The sequence below is a fragment of the Desulfobulbus rhabdoformis genome (assembly GCF_016919065.1).
GTDB classification, from domain to species: Bacteria; Desulfobacterota; Desulfobulbia; order Desulfobulbales; family Desulfobulbaceae; genus Desulfobulbus; species Desulfobulbus rhabdoformis.
The window spans coordinates 210,632-228,644 of record NZ_JAFFQA010000001.1 but is presented as its reverse complement, the minus strand read 5'-3'; the positions used below and the strand labels follow the sequence as shown (position 1 = coordinate 228,644).

Below are 18,013 nucleotides of genomic sequence, written 5' to 3'. Positions count from 1 at the left end.
AGGCAATGCATCTGCTTAAATTTCACATAATCGGTCACCAGAGCTTTCCCAACACCTCATGGATCGACGTCGGTGAGGGCGTAAATATCCTGGCGACCTCAACGATTCAACAGGCTCAGGTTTTACTGGAGGCACTGCAAGCCATCAACCCTCCCTACGATTGTCGACAGGTTGAACCGTTTGCCGATTTCCCTGCCTACAGCCAAATCCATCCCTATAAGCGCAAGATCATTCCCTCCAAAAAGACCGCGGCCATTGCTATTTATACGGCAGACCCGGCTCTGGTCCAAACCCTGGCCACCATCGATCCGCTTTACTTCGAAACTGACCGGATTGAGGTGGGACGCCGCCGGGATTACAGCCGTTGGATGAATTTCGTCGAGTTGCCTGCATCGGCCCGTTGGAAGGAGATTTACGAGGTCCTGCGCCCCCTTCTTTCCCACATTGCTCCAGAGGCAGGCCCCTGGCGAGACCGCTTTCAGGAGATGATCCGTTTGTGGCAGGAGACCGATCGGCTCCGGGGTGAACGGGCGCATCAGTTGAGTATTCACTTGCGGCGCCTGCGGCCCTTCTTGCCCCCACAATATCACGGCCAGCTTAATTGGTGCTGCCAACGGGTTGATCTTGCCGCCCATTTCCTCCAGGCCAAGACAGTGGTTGCGACTAGCTTACCAATTTTTTATGCCCTGCCGCCAACCAACCGGGCTCATACAGTCAGTGTTCCGCTTACCTTTCTCGCCAACAGGTTGGGCGAACGATTCCAGGAGAAATTAAAGCTGGAACGCACCGTTGGCAGGCTCAATCGTCAGTGGCAAGCTGGTCAAGCCGGGATTCGCCTGGAAGTGGACGCGGAAAGCGGAAGGCCTGTCATTCGTTCCAACAAATTCCATGAGTTTCATGATGGGGACGGGCCAATAGCTGAAGGCGTTCTCGCTTCGTTCATGCAGGGGGTTGCCCTGCTTCATCAGGTCGTCTATGGCTGTGATCCGATTTTTCTTCTAGACCTGCACCGTCTCCACCTCCCCATTCAAGAGCCCTCTTATAGGCTCGAGCAATTGCACCGGATCTGTGACCAGTTCCAGTGCCTCATCGTTCCGGATCAGGCCTTGCTTGATGTCTGCCACGATCCTCGTCGCTCAGCATGGGCGAACTTCCCCTGGTTGCATATTGCTGCTGCCCCATTTTGAATGGGGCATTGGGGTAGGGGCAATTCCTCTGTGAGTTGCCAATAAAAAGCCCCTGGCAGAAAATACGCAATTCCCTTCCCCCAGGAAAGGAGTGGAACGCCCCCCCTTCTCTCCTGTTTACTCCCCGTCAGGAAAACCGCTAGCCGTGCCGACATTCCCTCGCATTAAGATTTCGAATTTCCGCTTTAATTATCCTTTTCCCTGACTTTGAGTGGTTGACGAAATTTGATATTTCTGTGTTGTGCTGAAATCTTCAAAAATAGGGTACCAACTGGTAAAACCGAGGACATCGGAAGTTCAGTTGAAAAAAGCAGTTATTCGAGATTCCCGACAATAATACCGACAGCTAGAGACGTAATTGTTTCATTGCCAACAAAAATGCATCAACAAAACGGCAAACTTGCTTTCTGTTCGAGCCAGCAACCCCTCCTTCGATTTTTTTATCTACCGAATAAACCTATATAAATAGAACTCAACCTTCCACATGGTCTTGTTTTTGCTTTAGAAGCGTTGTTTTTTGTGATATATAACGCCTCGCTTCGATATGAACCACGTCATGATCTCACTTGAGATCGCACCAAGTACTCTATTTTGCCAGACGTTATCCCTGAAAAGAACAACGCGGCGCTACTGCTTGCTGGATATGGCATTCCATGTGCTTTTTTTTACTCGGCGTTATTCATTTTAAAAATAGCGATTTTCAGTATAATAAAAAACTTCACCAAGAGTAGGACGAATGAGAGAAAAGATGCAACATTTGAGGACGGCCACGGTTGCCATGATGGTTTGTTCCGGCACGCTGGCGGTTTCCTGTCAGGATATTCTGGCCGAAAGCAACACAACGGAGGGCAGCGAAACTTTAAATTTGGAAAAAGAAAAACAGCAGTCCCTTGACGTCGATACCGTGACGCTGCCTTCATTGTGGATTGAGGACCAAATCATCATGGCAGATCCCAATGTTGTGGACAAAGATGGCCTCGAGATATATGGCGGAGCAGCACAATTGAATCCCTATGCAGCCATTTCAATGTTGCCCGGTGTCGACATCAGAAGTGGCGACGCCTACGGCATGTCGCTCTCCCACCGTATCAGAGGCAAGGCGGACAGGAACATTGGCGAGACCTTGGAAGGGTTGCCGCTCAAGGGGATTGGGCCTGGCGGTGGTCTGAGTACCTTGATGGATTTGGAGAATCTCGAATCGATCACGGTTGAAAAAGGTGCGATCGACGTGGACAGCGGGCTGGGCTACGGTAGCGATAACGGCATGGTCGACATGCATATCCTTCAACCGAAGGAAATGGCGGGATTACTTGTTCAACAGTCCTTTGGCACAGAGGATTTTCAGCGCAGTTTCCTCCGGGTCGATACCGGCACCATCAAAGATATTGCCAAGCTTTTCGTCTCTGGATCGTATACCGATGCAGAAAAATGGAAAGGGGCCGGTGACGCGCCGGATGGGAGGGAAAACGGAGCCTTTGGCCTGGCAAGCCCTGATGATCACACGGTTAAGTGGAGCATCGACGGCGTCTATAACAAGCAAAAAAGCTACAACTACAGGTCGTTGACCTATGCCCAGTCCCAGAATTTATCTCAATATTATACCTACGACTACAACGAAACCATAACCGGAATTCCTTCGCAGGACTCTGCCTACTACGGCTTTAACTACTCCGATTTCACAACCTGGACCCTCATCGGCAAGCTCCAGACACCTGTATCTCTGTTGGGCGATGGGGTCCTGACCTTCAAGCCCTATTACTTGCATGACGAAGGGAATAGCTATTCCGGGAGCGGAACGACAGTGACCGATTGGTTGGTCGAACATGAAACCTTCGGGGGTGTGCTCGAATATGAACAGACCGTAGGCATTGCCGATATCAAACTCGGCTACTGGTACGGCGAGGACGAACCTCCAGGACCTCCTACTTCCCGCAAAACACGGACTATCAATAGCGATGGTTCGCTCTCCTTCAAAGCTTGGGAACGTCTGGTGGGAGTGCGGGATAACAGCCATTTCAACAGCCCTTACTTCGGTTCGGAATTTCACTTCGATCGTTTCAGCCTCAATGCAGGCATCCGCTACCTCTGGCTGACCACGCCGAGTCTTACCTTCTATGACGCCACGGGGATTGGCGATGTCAGCTACAACCAGGCACTCGCCCAAGCCACCAGCGAATATTTCCGTGTGGACGGAGATACCTATGGGGTGTTTCTCCCTAAAATAGGCGGCAACTATCGCTTAAGCGATACCCTGTCCCTGGATGCCGCCTATGGCAGAAACTACAACACGCCGCAGTACAGCGTCGGCAGCAGGCTTCTCAGTTACTACAAAAAAGGCAAGACTGAGGCCGAGTTGCAGGACATGTGGAGCAGGATGATCAAGCCCGAGGAATCGGATAATTTCGATTTCGGCATCAAATATGATTTGGGGCAATTCACCTGGGACACGACCTTGTTCTATTCAAAGACCAAGAATACGGCAGGCACCTACTATGATACCGATCTCGGAGAAGCCTACACCCAAAATGCCGGTAAGTCACAGTCCTACGGCATCGAAATGGCCCTTGCCTACCAAATCAACGAAAGGCTCAAGGCCAATCTTGCCCTGACTTATAACCGCAGTGAGTTTACCGAGGATTTTGTCGCGGCGGACGGGATCACAACGATCAACGCCGAGGGAAATCAGATCCCTGAGGTTCCCGAATTCATGGCCAATATGTCACTGCTTTGGGAAATCGGCGATTTTTCCATCTGTCCGCGGGTACGATATTTGGGGCCGCGGTATGCCGATGTCGAGAACAAGTACGATATGGATGACTTCTATCTGGTCGATCTGGACATTGCCTGGAAACTGGTTGAACGGGAAAATCGTAACATCACCCTGAAACTGGCAGCAACCAATCTCCTGGACAAGGAATACGTTGCCAAGTCTTCGGCCGGCGACCAGACCACAGAGATTTCCGGCCTCTCGTTTACTGTCGGCGCCCCAAGAACCGTGTTCGCCATGCTTCAGTTTGAATTGTGAGTACTTTGCACATGACAACGACAAACGACTGGAGAGTTTTTTTTCCCAGCAATAGCAAGCTATTCCTTTGGACCTTGGTTCTGGGCCTGATGCTGTTTGCCACCAATGCGCTCCCGGCGCATACAACACCAGTGGACAAAGTCATTGATCGCAGTGGAACAGAAGTCCTCTTACCACTGCATAGGAACAGAATTCTCGTGACTTGCTACGGTGGGGCGAGTCACGAGATAGCCATTTTGGGGGGTGCGCAACGTATTGTAGGCCACCCTTCGATGCATCGATTTCCTCTTTTGCTGGCCATGTATCCGCAACTTACGGACATGCCCGACGCGGGATCGTTTGACAACGTCAATATCGAGTTCGCCATGTCCCTCAAGCCCGATCTGGTGGTGGCGAGCATTGTCTCGGCAAGGACGAACAAAAGGATACAAAAACTGGGGATGCCGGTGGTAACGGTTGGCACCGGCTGGACCAATGTCGAGTTGCTGCTCAAGGAATTCGCCATGATGGGCGAGGTGCTGGGCGCGCAAGACCGGGCTGGTGAACTGGTCGCTTTTTGGCGAGCACGGCTTGATCTGATCCAGAAACGGACGGCGCATCTGGCGAGGGACAGGCGAAAAACAGTCTATTACTGCTCCGCAGGATCGCCCCTGAAAACTGAGGGCAGTATCGGTTGGGGCGAAAGCTTCATCAGCGCTGCCGGGGGCAAAAATGTTTCCACCGCCATGCGGCAAAGTGGGATCGTAACCGCGGAACAACTGATGTTGTGGAATCCAGACGTGATCGTAACAGGCATCAAAAAGATCGGTTCGTCGGGAGACAGAATGAACGACCTTCGTAAACTGACGGCACTAAAAGCTGTGCAAAACGATGCACTCCACTATTGCCCCATCGGTGCATTCTGGTGGGACAGACCATCGCCCGAGGCGATTCTGGGCATTTTATGGCTTTCGCAGATCCTCTATCCCGACCTGTTTGCCGATCTGGATTTGAAACGGGAAACCAAGGAATTTTATCGCACATTCTATCAATACAATTTGACCGATGCGGAATACGCATCGTTTGCAGAATAACCGGTTCCGCAGCCAGTGCGGAGCAACAGTGTCAATGAGGGCAAAACAATGATGATGTTAGATGATGCAGTACAGCTGATCATGGAAAATGTAGCGATAATGAGTGCGGAAACTCGCCCCTTGTCGCAGTGCCTGGGCTATGTGCTGGCAGAGGATATCTATTCGCCGCTTACCTTACCGATGGCTCCAACGGGTATGCCGGATGGTTATGCCCTGCGTGCTGAAGACGTTGCCGAAGCCACAGCGGACAACCCAGTGGCGTTACATATTCGCGGGACATCCAGAGCAGGTTGTCCGGCGAGAAAGGCGCTCAAACCGAAATCAGCGATTCGCATAATGACAGGTGCGGTGCTCCCCAAAGGTGCGGATTGCGTGATCCGTTTTGAGGATACCGACGAGCCTACTGATAAAAACGGCCCAAATCTCAATAAGCCCAAAAAGGTTAAAATTTTCAAGAGTGCCAAAGTCGGCGAGGGCATCCGGCCGGAGGGAAGCGCAATCAAGGAGGGTGATCTCCTGCTGGCAAAAGGCACACTCATCGCTCCGCACCAGATTTCCGCCCTTGCATCCATAGGTCTCACCCAAGTGCGGGTAATTAGGCGACCGGTCATTGCCATCATTCCAACAGGCGATGAACTGATGCAGCCAGGACGACCACTCACGGTGGGCAAGGTGTACAACAGCAACGGACCGGCGATTGTTGCCTATGTGCAACAGTACGGCGGTATTGCCAAGCCGCTGGGAATTGCACGCGACAAAGAGGGGTCGCTGGAGGCCAAACTTGAACGTGCGCTTGATGTCGATGCCATTATCACGAGCGGCGGCGTCTCCAAGGGAGATTACGATCTGGTGCGGCTGGTTCTGGCCAAACACGGTCACATTGTTTTTTCACGCGTCAAGATGGGACCAGGTGCCTCAGTGGCCTTTGCCATACTGAAACGACCGGTTGCACAGACCGGTCGTTCCGTTTCCATCCCGGTCTTTTCTCTGTCCGGTCCGCCGGTCGGTTGCCTGGTTAATCTGGAAACCTTGCTGCGTCCGGCTCTCTTGAAGATGCGCGGACTGAGCCAGCTTGAGCACCCGACCATAGCTGCTGCGGTGTCCAAGGACATCCCCAAGAGGATGCCTTTTCCTTTTGCCCGTTGGTCCAAGCTACAGACCTCTGATACTGGCTATAGCGTCGATCTCAACATGGGGGCCCCAATGGGAGATCTTGCCTCCGTGGCCAATGCCAATGCGATCACGGTCGTCCCCGGGAACAGTCCGCTGCAGGCAGGTGACACCATTGAAGTGCTGCCTTTTGACGGGTGGCTGAATCAGTAAAAAACGAAGGATACCATCGTGTTGATATCAACGCGATAACTTAACAACACCTTGTTTTTTTTATATTTTTTATCTTTTCCATGAGGGTGGTTATGAAGAAACAGACAATGAGTGAGGCGCAACAGCATTTGATGCATCTGCAGGTGCCGCCAGGCATCGAAACATTAAATCGATTCGCAGCGGGCTTTCAACAATTCACCATTTTGGAAGCGGCCATGGACCTAGGCATATTTGCCTTTCTTGCTGAACACGGCCCCTGTGAGCGAAAAGAAATAGCCGAAGGGTGTGGAATCCTGGGCATGTTGCTCAGGCCCCTGCTCTCCTGCCTGGAGGATATGGGACTGTTACTTCAGGACAATGATTTTTATAGCAACAGCAGTATTGCTGAAGATTTTCTCCTGACCACCAGCCCGCTTTATCAGGGAGAATGGCTTCACAATATCAGGCAGCATTCGCACTGGACCGACTTGGTCACCGCCTTGCAGCGAACAGAACCGAAGAAATCAGGAACCGGCGGTAATGGCCCCACTGCCTCATTTATCGATGGCCTCGGCCAGCGTGCCGTACGTGGCGAATTACAGGCGGTCGTCGAAAAAATAGCAGACTGGGAGGGCTTTGCCTCGGCTCGGAAGATGCTCGATATCGGCGGCGGACACGGTCTGTACTCAATCGCCTTGTGTCAGGAGAATCATGCTCTTCAGGCCACGATTCTTGATCGACCAAACGTGCTTGAGGTAACGGCGCGTAATATAGAGAACTTCCACCTGGAAGGCAGATGCAGCCTGATGGAAGGCGATATCTGCGCCGGAAATTTTGGACAGGGCTACGATATCGTCCTGATCTCTCACCTGCTATACAAGTTTCGCAAGAATCTCGAACCCATCTTCGCAATGGTTCGTCAATGCCTTAACCCTGGCGGATTATTGGTGACCAATCACTGGTTCTGTGCCAAAGGCTGTGTCCCGGAAAAGGACTCCGTCACCGAGCTGGCGAAAGCCCTGCAGAGTTTCGGCCATCCGCTCTGTCATGAGGAAGAATTTCATAAACTCCTCGCTGCCAACGGCATGAATCCACTGGCAATGCAGATCGTGCCCACACACTTCGGCCCGTCGCGACTGATCATGGCCGTTCGCACAGATGACAAGAAAGGTGTGCAAGAACAGCCACAAAGCTGTTCCTGTTGTTGCTAAATGGGGAAAGAGGAGCAGAAAAAAATGACAACAGCGCTACAAATGAAAGATGCAATCTTACAGGAAACCGTGACGCGGTTAGGTAATATTCTTGGAACCGAACTTGAGACCCTCACCGTGGAACGGGCAGTGGTCGGAATATTTTTCAGCGGCGTCAAGTTGTCCAACGGTATGGGCGGCATTTGTTTTACACCGATAAAGGCAATTCCTGAGGCGGTCTGCTGTCCGAGTTCGGCCCGCGCCATGCCACACTCGGGTAAATTGGCCGGCGAATCGGTTATGGCGTATATGAACCGGCTCTCGACCGGGGGGCCGCTGCAACGAGCCTTAAGTATTGCCGTATTGAATGCCCTGTCGGCAACCTGTTGGCACAAGCAGCCTCCGCAGGACTACGAGATCAGGCTGGGAGTAGACCCTGTTGATGAGGCCACCATTCCCACCGATGCCGAGGTTGTTATTGTCGGTGCCTTGGTTCCGTACATCAAGATGCTGAAACAGCAGCACAATCCTTTCCATATTCTGGAGATGGATCCGCGTACGCTCAAACAGGAAGAGATGCAATATTACTGTCCACCGGAAAAGGCCAGTGACTGCCTCGCCAAGGCCGATTTGGTCATCATAACCGGCACAACCTTGTTAACCAATACCCTGGAGGGGATCCTGGCCAGTATGAAGAAGGGGGCAGAGGCCATTCTGGTCGGACCTACGGCAAGCATGCTGCCAGAGAGTTTTTTTTCCAGAGGTATTAAGGCCATTGGCGGCATCATGGTGACCGATGCCGATCTGTTGCTGGCCACCTTGGCCGAGGCGGGTTCCGGCTATCATTTTTATGGGAAATCGGCCGAACGCCTGGTCATTGACCACCGTTAACCAGCGACGTGGGGTAATTCGTCAAAAATTTCCCCTATCACTATCACCTCTCTCACCACCTGTGAAGCACTCCAGGCCGCAAGTTTTGCTGAGGCGCTTCACAGGGATGTTTCAGAAAAGTCTAAGAGCAGGAGGCTCAAATACGCATGTCCAGTGTACTGAGCCGGTCGGTCTGGGCGAGAAAAATTAACTTCTAGCGGAATCTCCGCATAAATTGTTGATCTTACAGGCTGCGCAGGCTGCACCGAACCCGTTGTCTATGTTGACGACGGTCACACCACTTGCGCAGGAGGTGAGCATCCCCAGCAGGGCCGAGAGGCCTGACAGGGAGGCACCATAGCCAACGGAGGTCGGCACCGCCACGATGGGTTGCGCAACAAGTCCCCCAATAACGCTGGCCAGAGCTCCCTCCATACCGGCAACGACAATGATCACTCGAGCCTTACGCAACATTGGGAGGTGATTTAGGAGACGATGCAGCCCGGCCACTCCCACATCGGAGATAACCGTAGCCCGACTCCCCAGCATTTCGCAGGTGGCGCGCGCCTCTTCAGCCACGGGCAGATCCGAGGTTCCTGCTGTGACTATGGCTATTTCACCCTCCTGAAAATGAATCGGTTCTTTCACCAGGGTTAAAGTGCGCCCCAGAGTATTGTACCGAGCCTCAGGACAGACGGACTGCACCTGCGTGGCTTTCTCTAGAGAAACACGCGTGGCGAGGATATTGCCCCCCTTTTCCAAGGCAGAAAATATATCGCTGATCTGCTCCGGAGTTTTTCCTTCTCCATAAACGACCTCGGGAAATCCGTTTCGTAAGGGGCGATGCACATCAAATTTTGTGTGCCCCAAATCCCAAAACGGGAAATCCCGCAGTTGTTCAATTCCGTGCTCAACCGAGACGTTTCCATCCCGTATGTCGGTCAGCAGTTTGGTTAAAACCTCTGGTGTCATACCATCATCCTCAATCCAGAATCATTGCCCAGGTCTGCTTTCTGGCGACACCAGATTGAGACTGCCCATACGGTATCCAGCAAGGTCAACCGTCACATAGCGATAGCCCAATGCTTTGAGCTGGGTGTCTATCTTCTCTCGGAGCAGCGGATCCAGACAAGCAGCAATGGATTCAAGGGGTAACTCGATTCGAGCCAATGGGCCATGGCTGCGCAGACGAACGGCCGGGAAACCAAGCTCTTTTAAAAATTGCTCTCCCCTATCAATGCGCAAAAGCTCATCCATTTCAATCGGAGTATCATGGGGAATACGTGTCAACAGACAGGCTCCGGCCGGTTTGTTCCAGGTAGGCAGCCCCAGCTCACGGGACAAATCACGGATATCCTGTTTACTGAGCCCGGCATCAAGGAGTGGGCTCCGAATTCCAAGTTCCAGCACGGCTCGCATTCCAGGTCGATAGTCATCCAAATCGTCCTTGTTACTGCCATCAAGCACAGCCTCCAGCCCCTCCTCTTGTGCAATACCGGCGAGCGCACCAAAAAGAGCCTGTTTGCAGAGATAGCAGCGATTCGCTGGATTTGTTGCAATGGCATTGGGAATGGGCTGTTCAAGAATCATGTGGCGTACTTGCATGAATTCTGCCAACGAACGGGCATCATCACTATCAGCCTTGGGCGTGTAAGGCGTGACAACTGTAACCGCCAGCACCCGCTCGCAGAGGGCTTGTCTTGCGGCATGGAGAAGAAAGACGCTGTCTACCCCGCCGGAAAAGGCCACCACAGCGCCTTTCATGGCACTTAACCCGGCAAGCAGGTCATGATACCGCTTCAGTTGTCGTTGCAAGCGTGTCCTCCCCTGGCTCTTAGACATATTTGGCGATAAGGGCATAGACTTCAGCCAGGGAGATGTTCTTGCGGCGTGCGATTTCCCTGCACTCCTCAAATTCTGGTTTTGCATGGAGGACACGTCCCTCCAGTATAGCCTGTTTCACGGTTACCGGACCAAGCGGCGTTTCAAGTGTGACCAACCGCCTTTCCAGCTCCGTCTTTTCCAGTTGAAAGCTTTTTATCCCCAGGGTTGTGGTATGGCGAAAAAGCAGCCGTTTAAAACGTTCTTCTTCGTTCGCAGAGCAGAGGAGCGAAATCTGAACGGCCGGACGGTTCTTTTTCATTATGATAGGGGTGAAATGAACATCCATCGCTCCATGCTCCATCAACAGGTCTATCATGTCCCCCAGGTGTTCCCCGGTCATGTCGTCAATATTGCATTGCAACAGTCGGGCTTGTACCGTCTCTGTCTGCCTTGCGGGCGTTGTCTGCGCGAGATGTACCCGCAACACGTTTGGCTGCTGAGTTTCCCGGTGACCAATGCCGTAACCGGTCTTGGTGGTGCGCATAACTGGAGAGTCTATGAACTCATCGACCAATACAGCAAGAATAGCAGCCCCCGTAGGGGTGGTGGCTTCGTGGTTTGTGCCGCCGCGGCTGGTCGGTATATTGTGGAGTATTTCAACTGTCGCCGGGGCTGGAACCGGCATGACACCATGTGCGCAACGAACAAAGCCGCTCCCCAGTTCAATAGATGAGGCCCAGACCAGATCCACGTTCAACTGATGATAACAGATGGCCGCCCCCACAATATCGACAATGGAATCCGTGGCGCCCACCTCGTGAAAGTGGACTTCATTTATCGGCTTCCCATGTACGTTTGCCTCTGCCTCGGCGACTCGACGAAAGATGTCCAGGCTGGTTTTTTTGACTGATTCATCCAGTACACTGGACTGGATGAGAGTTTGAATATCGGCAAAATTGCGATGGTGGCAATGCGGGGCTGCTGCTGGTTCAGCCTTGTCGTGGTGGTGCGCGGTGCCCTCATGCAGATGCTCTACCTCATGGTCGTGAAGGCAGACATCAACACGTGTTCCCTGAATGCCGTTGCGGGCATCCCTGGAAACCTTCAAGGTAAACGCATGATCAAGGCCAAGTTTGGACAGTTCCCTGGAAAGAGACGCGGGTTCAACTCCAAGATCGATCAAAGCTGCCAGGTTCATGTCGCCGCTGATTCCGGCAAAACAGTCGTAGTAGAGGATGTTCATGAACAATACTAGATACCAATAAAATAATAAAAAAAGAAGCCCCCACCGTCGATTGAGGGAGTGACAGTGGGGGCAGCATGTGAGGGTCCAGGGAAATGGACTTGATGCGAGTCTATGGGCAAATGTCCCCAGTGTCAAACCGATCTGTAATATCAACTCATTCTAACCAATAAAAACACCTCTCTGTGACCCTGGTCACACTTCGCTTCCCTTTTCTGGGGTATCTTTCTAGCGCTTATTATTGGCGCCGCCGCCACGACGCCTCCAACGTCTTTTCAGGCATATTCGTACAAAGGAGGATAGTATGCGCATTCGAATTTTATTTCCCACCCTTATCTGCACTCTTGTGCTTTCTCTTGCAACCGCCGAGGCCTCCCCAGTCTATCTTGGAGCCGACAGCTCCCTGAGCGTTGACGGGAACAGCTACACCCTGGTCAGCGAAGCACCCGATACCAGCGGCCTGATGTGGGAGGAAAAAAGCCCCGGTAGTGGGGAGTACAAAATCTGCCTTTGCAGCATGTTTGCCTATCGGGCGATTCAAGCTTTTGGGCAATATCTTGGAATCTCCGACCTGGGGACAACAACAATAGATGCGGTGACCGGTTGGAGCACCGATGGCCCGGAGCACATCTTCACGACTCTGGGATGGGTGGTCGGCACCGGTTTCAATTACACTGACCCGATCACCGATTCAGCCCTGCTTACCTTGGGTGATGCCTGGATTTCTTTTACCATTGATACGACGACCTACAAATTCAGCTCACTTGCTGAGAATTATGCATTCACCGACGATATGTCCCATGCCGGCTACCAGACAGGCTGGGATTTTTTTAATTACCGGACTCACTTCAAAACTCATGCTGACATGGATGACATAAAAACCTACTTCCAGGAGGTGGTACGAGGCCAGGTGGTCAGTAACTTCAAAAACGGAGCAGCCTTTGAAGTCACTGCGGTTCCAGAGCCCTCAACCGGCCTTGTCCTGTTTTTTGGCCTTGCCGTTCTTGCTGGTGTAACACGTAGAATATCTTGATTATTCTGGGCAATGAATAATGAGTAATGGGAAGGCTGAAACGCCTTCCTCTTTAACAGAGGCGCCGACACAGGCCAATCCCATTTCTACTGCCCCAAAAGGGAACCCCATCGTTACTACCTATGCACAACTCTCTTTTCACAGGTACAACCTGTTTGATTCTCCTGCCCTGCTGTGATATTCAGGGAAACTATTATTTCTAATATCAGGAGAAAAACATGACAAAAATATGCTGCATCGTGTTCTCGACACTCTTTTTATTTACCTGCGCAATCTCTGCTCATGCAGGTGATCTTGACAGCTTCAAGGGACAGAAGGGTACCCTTAAGATTGCCGGTGGCACCGCCCATATTCCGGTCATGAAAGAGGCGGCTAAGTTGATCATGCAGGCAAATCCAGACCTCCGTATTACCATTGCCGGAGGCGGGTCCGGTGTCGGTATCAAACAGGTGGGGGAAGGCTTGATTGATATTGGCAACGCCGGTCGCAAGGCCACGGATAAAGAAGTCTCCACCTACGGTCTGACAATGTACAAGTGGGCCGTTGACGGTGTCGGGGTGGTGGTCAATCCGAAAAATACGGTCACCAAGCTGACGACCGCCCAGCTGCAAGATATCTTTTCAGGCAAGATCAGCAACTGGAAAGAGCTGGGGGGGGCAGACCGTGCCATAAACCTCTATGATCGTGACGCTGCCAGTGGTACCCGCTCGGTATTCTGGAAAAAAGGGTTACAGAAAGCAAATGTCTCCACTACTGCCAATATTGTTGCTTCAAACGGCGCGATGAAGACTGCTATCGCAGGCGACCCGTATGGCATTGGCTTTGTTTCTGTCGGACACATTGATGCATCCATTGCCCCGGTGACACTTGATGGAATAGCTCCCAGCCTGGAAAATGTAAAGAGTGGCGCTTTCAAAGTCTCCCGTGGTCTTTATTCGTTGACCAAAGGTGAGGCACAAGGTCTGGCGAAATTGTTCATCGACTTTATTTTCAGCCCCACCGGTCAGGACCTGGTCAAAGCAAAAGGTTTCGTGGCTGTGCAATAAAACCCTTTTAACTGTGTTGGATCGCGAAAAAAATTTTGAATTTTTTTGTCGGGCAATGGCAATGGGCAGCGGTCTGCTGCTCATTGCCATTTTATGTATGATGGCCGTTCTCGGCTGGCCGCTTGTAGAAAACGGACGTTTTTTCGCTCTCTTCTCCACCACCTGGTCTCCCCACGCCCAAGCCTATGGTATTCTGCCGATGATATTGGGGAGTCTGCGCATCACCGTACTCGCGCTGCTCTTCAGCCTGCCGATGAGTATTGGCACCGCCTGCCTGGCAGAGCTGCTCGCCCCGCGTCCCCTTCGTCGGCTGCTGCTTGTCACCATCCGCTTCATGGCAGGAGTCCCCACCGTGGTCTACGGTTTTGTCGCCGTCTTTCTGCTGGTACCGTTGATGCGGGAATATCTCATTTTCGGTTCCGGTTTTTCCATTCTTACGGCATCCCTGGTCCTGGCCGTGCTCATAGCCCCCACGATGATCATATTTTTTGTCAATGGACTGCAATCCGTGCCGCGCTCGTACTGTCATGCCGTGGACAGCCTCGGCGCCCGCCCAATGCAGAAGCTGATCTATCTGTTGCTCCCCCAGGCCTACCCTTCCCTTCTTATCGGCGTTATCCTCGGTCTTGGCCGGGCCATGGGCGACACCCTGATATCGTTAATGCTCGCAGGCAACAGCGTCGCATTGCCGGAATCAGTTGCCGAGTCAGGACGCACCCTCACCGCTCATATCGCTCTGGTGATTGCCGCAGATTTCTCTTCTATGGAGTTTACAACCATCTTTGCCTGTGGACTCATTTTGTCACTGTTTACCGTCTGCCTCATTGTCTCCATCAGATTGCTTGATCGTTTTGGTACCAGAGGGGCACAGCACAGAGAAATGAGCACGGAGAGCAGACCATGAATCGCGCAACCGAGCGAGGCCTGACCCTACTCTGCTGGCTCTGCGGCCTGCTGCCCCTGGCCATACTCTGCATCGTTATTTGCTATCTGCTGGTACGGGGTGGCAGCTCTCTTAACCTCGCGCTGATCTTTGACAGGGTTCCGGCCATGGATGCACTGCTTGGTCATCAACAGGTCTTTGATGGTCTGTTTCCAGCACTCTGCGGTACCACCATGCTCGTTCTCCTGACCTTGGCCCTGGCTCTGATTCCGGGACTTTGCGGAGGCATCTATCTGGCTGAATACGCCTCGCCCCTAGAAAGAAGAATACTTGGCCTGCTCTTTGACATTATCGCCGGGCTGCCATCGATCGTTATTGGCCTGGCAGGCTTTTCGCTATCCATCCTGCTCCACCGGCTCTTTCCAGGACGCTTCGGCCCTTGCATGCTCCTCTCAGCCATGGCCCTGGCCTTTCTTATCCTCCCCTATCTGGTCCGTTCGACGCAGGCAGCTCTGAACTCTATTCCGCAAAGTCTGCGGATCACCGGCCCTGCTTTAGGTGCAAGCAAGCTGCAAAATATTCTGCTTGTTCTGCTCCCATCCCGTATACAGGATATTATTGGCGGCATCATCCTGGCCATCGGCCGTGCCGCAGAGGACACAGCCGTCATCATGCTCACCGGGGCGGTTGCCTCGGCAGGCATGTTCCGCTCCCTGTTGGACCAGTACGAGGCCTTGCCCTTCTATATTTACTACATATCTTCACAGTACACTGACGCAGAAGAGCTGCAACGCGGATTCGGTGCAGCGCTTGTCCTCTTCACCCTCTGCGGGTTGATCTTCCTTCTCGCTCTCCTTGTAGAACAGGGCTTTTCACGCCGCTGGAAACGCTAGACCACCTCCCTATGCCAACATTCCCAACTGCAATTTCCACTCAACAACTCAGTTTTCGTTATGGCGGAGTCCCTATCCTCCACGAGGTAGATCTCGCCCTCTCGGCAGGAAAAATCATCGCCATCACCGGCCCCTCGGGCATCGGCAAGTCAACTCTGCTTTCCATCTTTAACCGGCTCTGGGAAGAAAACGGTGACGGACGGCTGCAGGGTCAGGTCAAGCTGCGGTTGGATGGCAGCATGGTGGACATCTACCAAGATGCCTACCCGCTTGACACCTTGCGCCGCAAAGTGGGCATGGTTTTTCAAACTCCCAACCCGCTCCCCATGTCCATTGCCAAAAACCTCGCCTTTCCCCTACGGCTGATGCATATCAAAGACAAGGGACTTATAACGACAAAGAGTGAAGAGATGTTGCGCAAGGTGCATCTGCTCGATGAAGTGGGAGATCGGCTCCAGGCAAACGCCACTCAGCTTTCAGGGGGCCAGCAACAACGCTTATGCATTGCCCGCAGCCTGATGCTTGAACAGGAGATCCTCCTGCTTGACGAGCCCACGTCCTCGCTTGACCGGCAAGGCTGTCTTCGCATCGAAGCCTTGCTTCATGAACTGCGTGGGACCACCACCATCCTCATGGTGACCCATTATCAGGATCAGGTTCAACGGATTGCCGACCTTTGCTATGAACTACGCGAAGGACGCCTGCATCAAACTCTTTGACCTGTCCTCTACGGCTCCCCGAATTTCTGTTTGCACATGAACTGAGCCATCCCGCCGGTTTCCCCCCCTCACTGCGCTGCTCGGCCCCTCTTATTCAAGGCAAGAAGCAGTCCATTGACTTTACCGATCAAGTTCATGGTTTCTGGATATTTCGGAGGCTGACCATTACGAATTGAGCCCTGGCCCGCATTCCAGGCGGCAACGACCAAATCAAGCCGCCCTTCATAGACCTGGTTGTATTTGGCAACGAGATAGCAGGTGAGTAAAATATTGACTGCCGGCTCAAACAAATCAGCGGGTTTCAGGGTCTGCAAGCGCTCACTGGAGACATAACGGACCCTCCCCCCTCTGGCGAGAAACTCATCTGCTGCCTCTCGTGCGGTTGGGTAAAGTAACTGACAGAGTCCCAGGGCCTTTTTTCCTGAGACGGCCAAGCAATTACCACCGGATTCCGCTAGCATCAGGGCGCGAATGAAATCCGGATTGACCGTATATCCAGGACGAAAATAACTCAACGAACTGAAGTAGAGGATCAGATGTTCGTGGGGCTGTATTGCCGCCCGCTGATGTTGAGACAGCTCGACATACAGATATTTCCTCAAATGAGGGTCAATTCCACTCCCCTGGCTGATACTTGGCAACAGGCATAGGACCATCAACAGCCATCCCTTTGCCGTGCTTCTCAGTCTATGCGGTAGTCGTGTTCCCCTTTTTCCCATTGGTCTTTCTTCCCCTCTTGTCAGTGGCCATCATATTCCAAAGATGCGTTGGGTGGGCAGAGCGCTATTTTCTGCCCACCGATCCTCAGCACAGTTGCAAAAAAAATTCAGTCCCCACCCTCCATCACGGATTCAGGTTGATTGCAGAAAGAGAGAGAGTATACGCACTTCCTTTTTGTTCGCAGAGACTAAAATCATTTTCCTGCCATCAATTGAATCTTCATCAGCAAAACAATACCTCATGATTTTCACCAAAACCGTGACTCTGGTCACAGTTCACTTTGAAAAACCATGTAACAGTGGCTGATCCGGAACGTTACTCCTGCTTTTTCTGACATGGGATGCCACCAACATTGGTCTAGTGGCCATGATCGCTTGGTCAACAGACCGTACATTACGACCGTTCATGTATCCTGCGGGTACCCCCGGAACCCTATGATGGCGCACAGGAAAAAATGAACAGAAATTCATTTTTCCTGCAAAACTGTGACCCAGGTCACAAAAGTTTTCCAGCGGGTGCAGTATCTTGGGATCAACATTAAGAATGTCTAACATTATATGGAAAATCTAAACCACAGTTGGAAAACACTGCCGGCGGGGGCTGGAATGGACAAACTATGAGCGCAACCAACGTGGACGTAAAAAACAGATTCAGTGAACTCTACGATGAACTGTTCAACCACGACGGCTACGGCCGGATGGAGGTGGAACTGAAGATACTTCGGCGGGGACAGAAGGAAGTAATCCTCCGCTGTGGCAAAGAATATCGTTTCGTGATCGACTTTCCCTCTGGCAGGCGGCGCGGCGGCACAGCAAGTGATTCGGCGCAGTCGACCCCTTTGGGAATGGTCAGAAACGGACGACGGTAAACCGCATGGGGCAGACGAGCACCCTGTCCCATGCGAAGCGGACAAACGGGGCAACCCGCTATCCCTACCACCTACCTGCCGGGCGCGGCGCCCGGAACGTTTTGTACCCTAAATACATTATTTTTCTCAGGGTGCCC

At 52.4% G+C, this 18,013-nt stretch carries 16 protein-coding genes; 12 read left to right on the top strand and 4 right to left on the bottom strand.

The features are described 5' to 3' along the window. Positions 1-5 precede the first annotated feature (5 nt). The 6 genes from JWJ90_RS01085 (at position 6) to JWJ90_RS01060 (ending at position 8,668) form a co-directional block, all read left to right on the top strand. Complete coding sequence (locus tag JWJ90_RS01085; protein WP_205225332.1) at positions 6-1,187, top strand: hypothetical protein; 1,182 nt, start codon at positions 6-8, stop codon at positions 1,185-1,187. Between the two features lie 748 nt (positions 1,188-1,935). After that, complete coding sequence (locus JWJ90_RS01080) at positions 1,936-4,212, top strand: TonB-dependent receptor (RefSeq protein ID WP_205225331.1); 2,277 nt, start codon at positions 1,936-1,938, stop codon at positions 4,210-4,212. Between the two features lie 11 nt (positions 4,213-4,223). Then, positions 4,224-5,285, top strand: coding sequence for an ABC transporter substrate-binding protein (locus tag JWJ90_RS01075; protein ID WP_205225330.1), 1,062 nt, complete (start codon positions 4,224-4,226; stop codon positions 5,283-5,285). A 48-nt stretch (positions 5,286-5,333) separates the two neighbouring features. Continuing rightward, positions 5,334-6,608: a molybdopterin molybdotransferase MoeA gene (locus JWJ90_RS01070; RefSeq protein ID WP_205225329.1), complete on the top strand. Its 1,275-nt coding sequence runs from the start codon at positions 5,334-5,336 to the stop codon at positions 6,606-6,608. Between the two features lie 92 nt (positions 6,609-6,700). After that, positions 6,701-7,798: a methyltransferase gene (locus JWJ90_RS01065; RefSeq protein ID WP_205225328.1), complete on the top strand. Its 1,098-nt coding sequence runs from the start codon at positions 6,701-6,703 to the stop codon at positions 7,796-7,798. Between the two features lie 24 nt (positions 7,799-7,822). Then, a complete protein-coding gene (locus JWJ90_RS01060; RefSeq protein ID WP_205225327.1) occupies positions 7,823-8,668 on the top strand; it encodes a DUF364 domain-containing protein in 846 nt (281 codons plus the stop codon). 186 nt (positions 8,669-8,854) lie between these two features. Here the strand turns inward: JWJ90_RS01060 and larB are convergent, their stop codons facing one another. From larB to larC, 3 genes are read right to left on the bottom strand one after another with little or no spacing between them, the layout of a single operon-like run. Beyond that, positions 8,855-9,619, bottom strand: a complete 765-nt coding sequence (larB, locus tag JWJ90_RS01055; protein ID WP_205225326.1) for a nickel pincer cofactor biosynthesis protein LarB — start codon at positions 9,617-9,619, stop codon at positions 8,855-8,857. Between the two features lie 21 nt (positions 9,620-9,640). Next, the gene (gene larE, locus JWJ90_RS01050; protein WP_205225325.1) at positions 9,641-10,462 is read right to left on the bottom strand and encodes an ATP-dependent sacrificial sulfur transferase LarE; all 822 of its coding nucleotides are present in this window, start codon (positions 10,460-10,462) and stop codon (positions 9,641-9,643) included. A 19-nt stretch (positions 10,463-10,481) separates the two neighbouring features. Then, on the bottom strand, positions 10,482-11,714 hold the full coding sequence (gene larC, locus JWJ90_RS01045) for a nickel pincer cofactor biosynthesis protein LarC (RefSeq protein ID WP_205225324.1): 1,233 nt from the start codon (positions 11,712-11,714) through the stop codon (positions 10,482-10,484). Between the two features lie 304 nt (positions 11,715-12,018). Here larC and JWJ90_RS01040 point away from each other — a divergent pair, with 304 nt between their 5' ends. The 5 genes from JWJ90_RS01040 to JWJ90_RS01020 all read left to right on the top strand — a co-directional run bounded on the left by JWJ90_RS01040 (position 12,019) and on the right by JWJ90_RS01020 (position 16,288). Beyond that, positions 12,019-12,747 carry a PEP-CTERM sorting domain-containing protein gene (locus tag JWJ90_RS01040; protein ID WP_205225323.1) on the top strand — a complete coding sequence of 243 codons (729 nt, stop codon included), beginning with the start codon at positions 12,019-12,021 and terminating at the stop codon, positions 12,745-12,747. Between the two features lie 218 nt (positions 12,748-12,965). Continuing rightward, entirely contained in the window at positions 12,966-13,793 is an 828-nt protein-coding gene (locus JWJ90_RS01035) for a phosphate ABC transporter substrate-binding protein (protein WP_205225322.1), read from the top strand. Between the two features lie 55 nt (positions 13,794-13,848). Then, the gene (locus tag JWJ90_RS01030; protein ID WP_205225321.1) at positions 13,849-14,697 is read left to right on the top strand and encodes a PstC family ABC transporter permease; all 849 of its coding nucleotides are present in this window, start codon (positions 13,849-13,851) and stop codon (positions 14,695-14,697) included. Then, positions 14,694-15,569, top strand: coding sequence for a PstA family ABC transporter permease (locus tag JWJ90_RS01025; RefSeq protein ID WP_205225320.1), 876 nt, complete (start codon positions 14,694-14,696; stop codon positions 15,567-15,569). The genes JWJ90_RS01030 and JWJ90_RS01025 overlap by 4 nt, the downstream gene beginning before the upstream one ends. Positions 15,570-15,580: 11 nt before the next feature. Further along, the gene (locus JWJ90_RS01020; RefSeq protein WP_205225319.1) at positions 15,581-16,288 is read left to right on the top strand and encodes a phosphate ABC transporter ATP-binding protein; all 708 of its coding nucleotides are present in this window, start codon (positions 15,581-15,583) and stop codon (positions 16,286-16,288) included. A 68-nt stretch (positions 16,289-16,356) separates the two neighbouring features. Here JWJ90_RS01020 and JWJ90_RS01015 read toward each other — a convergent pair whose 3' ends face one another. Beyond that, positions 16,357-16,890, bottom strand: a complete 534-nt coding sequence (locus tag JWJ90_RS01015) for a lytic transglycosylase domain-containing protein (RefSeq protein WP_205225318.1) — start codon at positions 16,888-16,890, stop codon at positions 16,357-16,359. Positions 16,891-17,624: 734 nt separating this feature from the next. Between JWJ90_RS01015 and JWJ90_RS01010 the strand changes: the two genes are divergently transcribed. Then, positions 17,625-17,876 carry a hypothetical protein gene (locus tag JWJ90_RS01010; RefSeq protein WP_205225317.1) on the top strand — a complete coding sequence of 84 codons (252 nt, stop codon included), beginning with the start codon at positions 17,625-17,627 and terminating at the stop codon, positions 17,874-17,876. Positions 17,877-18,013 lie beyond the last annotated feature (137 nt).

What these genes read in the sequence shown, in the direction of transcription:
- larC (WP_205225324.1), bottom strand. Translation starts at nt 11,714, where the DNA reads ATGAACATCCTCTACTACGACTGTTTTGCCGGAATCAGCGGCGACATG.
- JWJ90_RS01065 (WP_205225328.1), top strand. Translation starts at nt 6,701, where the DNA reads ATGAAGAAACAGACAATGAGTGAGGCGCAACAGCATTTGATGCATCTG.
- JWJ90_RS01040 (WP_205225323.1), top strand. Translation starts at nt 12,019, where the DNA reads ATGCGCATTCGAATTTTATTTCCCACCCTTATCTGCACTCTTGTGCTT.
- JWJ90_RS01075 (WP_205225330.1), top strand. Translation starts at nt 4,224, where the DNA reads ATGACAACGACAAACGACTGGAGAGTTTTTTTTCCCAGCAATAGCAAG.
- JWJ90_RS01035 (WP_205225322.1), top strand. Translation starts at nt 12,966, where the DNA reads ATGACAAAAATATGCTGCATCGTGTTCTCGACACTCTTTTTATTTACC.
- JWJ90_RS01080 (WP_205225331.1), top strand. Translation starts at nt 1,936, where the DNA reads ATGCAACATTTGAGGACGGCCACGGTTGCCATGATGGTTTGTTCCGGC.
- JWJ90_RS01085 (WP_205225332.1), top strand. Translation starts at nt 6, where the DNA reads ATGCATCTGCTTAAATTTCACATAATCGGTCACCAGAGCTTTCCCAAC.
- larB (WP_205225326.1), bottom strand. Translation starts at nt 9,619, where the DNA reads ATGACACCAGAGGTTTTAACCAAACTGCTGACCGACATACGGGATGGA.
- JWJ90_RS01030 (WP_205225321.1), top strand. Translation starts at nt 13,849, where the DNA reads ATGGCAATGGGCAGCGGTCTGCTGCTCATTGCCATTTTATGTATGATG.
- JWJ90_RS01060 (WP_205225327.1), top strand. Translation starts at nt 7,823, where the DNA reads ATGACAACAGCGCTACAAATGAAAGATGCAATCTTACAGGAAACCGTG.
- JWJ90_RS01070 (WP_205225329.1), top strand. Translation starts at nt 5,334, where the DNA reads ATGATGATGTTAGATGATGCAGTACAGCTGATCATGGAAAATGTAGCG.
- JWJ90_RS01020 (WP_205225319.1), top strand. Translation starts at nt 15,581, where the DNA reads ATGCCAACATTCCCAACTGCAATTTCCACTCAACAACTCAGTTTTCGT.
- JWJ90_RS01025 (WP_205225320.1), top strand. Translation starts at nt 14,694, where the DNA reads ATGAATCGCGCAACCGAGCGAGGCCTGACCCTACTCTGCTGGCTCTGC.
- JWJ90_RS01010 (WP_205225317.1), top strand. Translation starts at nt 17,625, where the DNA reads ATGAGCGCAACCAACGTGGACGTAAAAAACAGATTCAGTGAACTCTAC.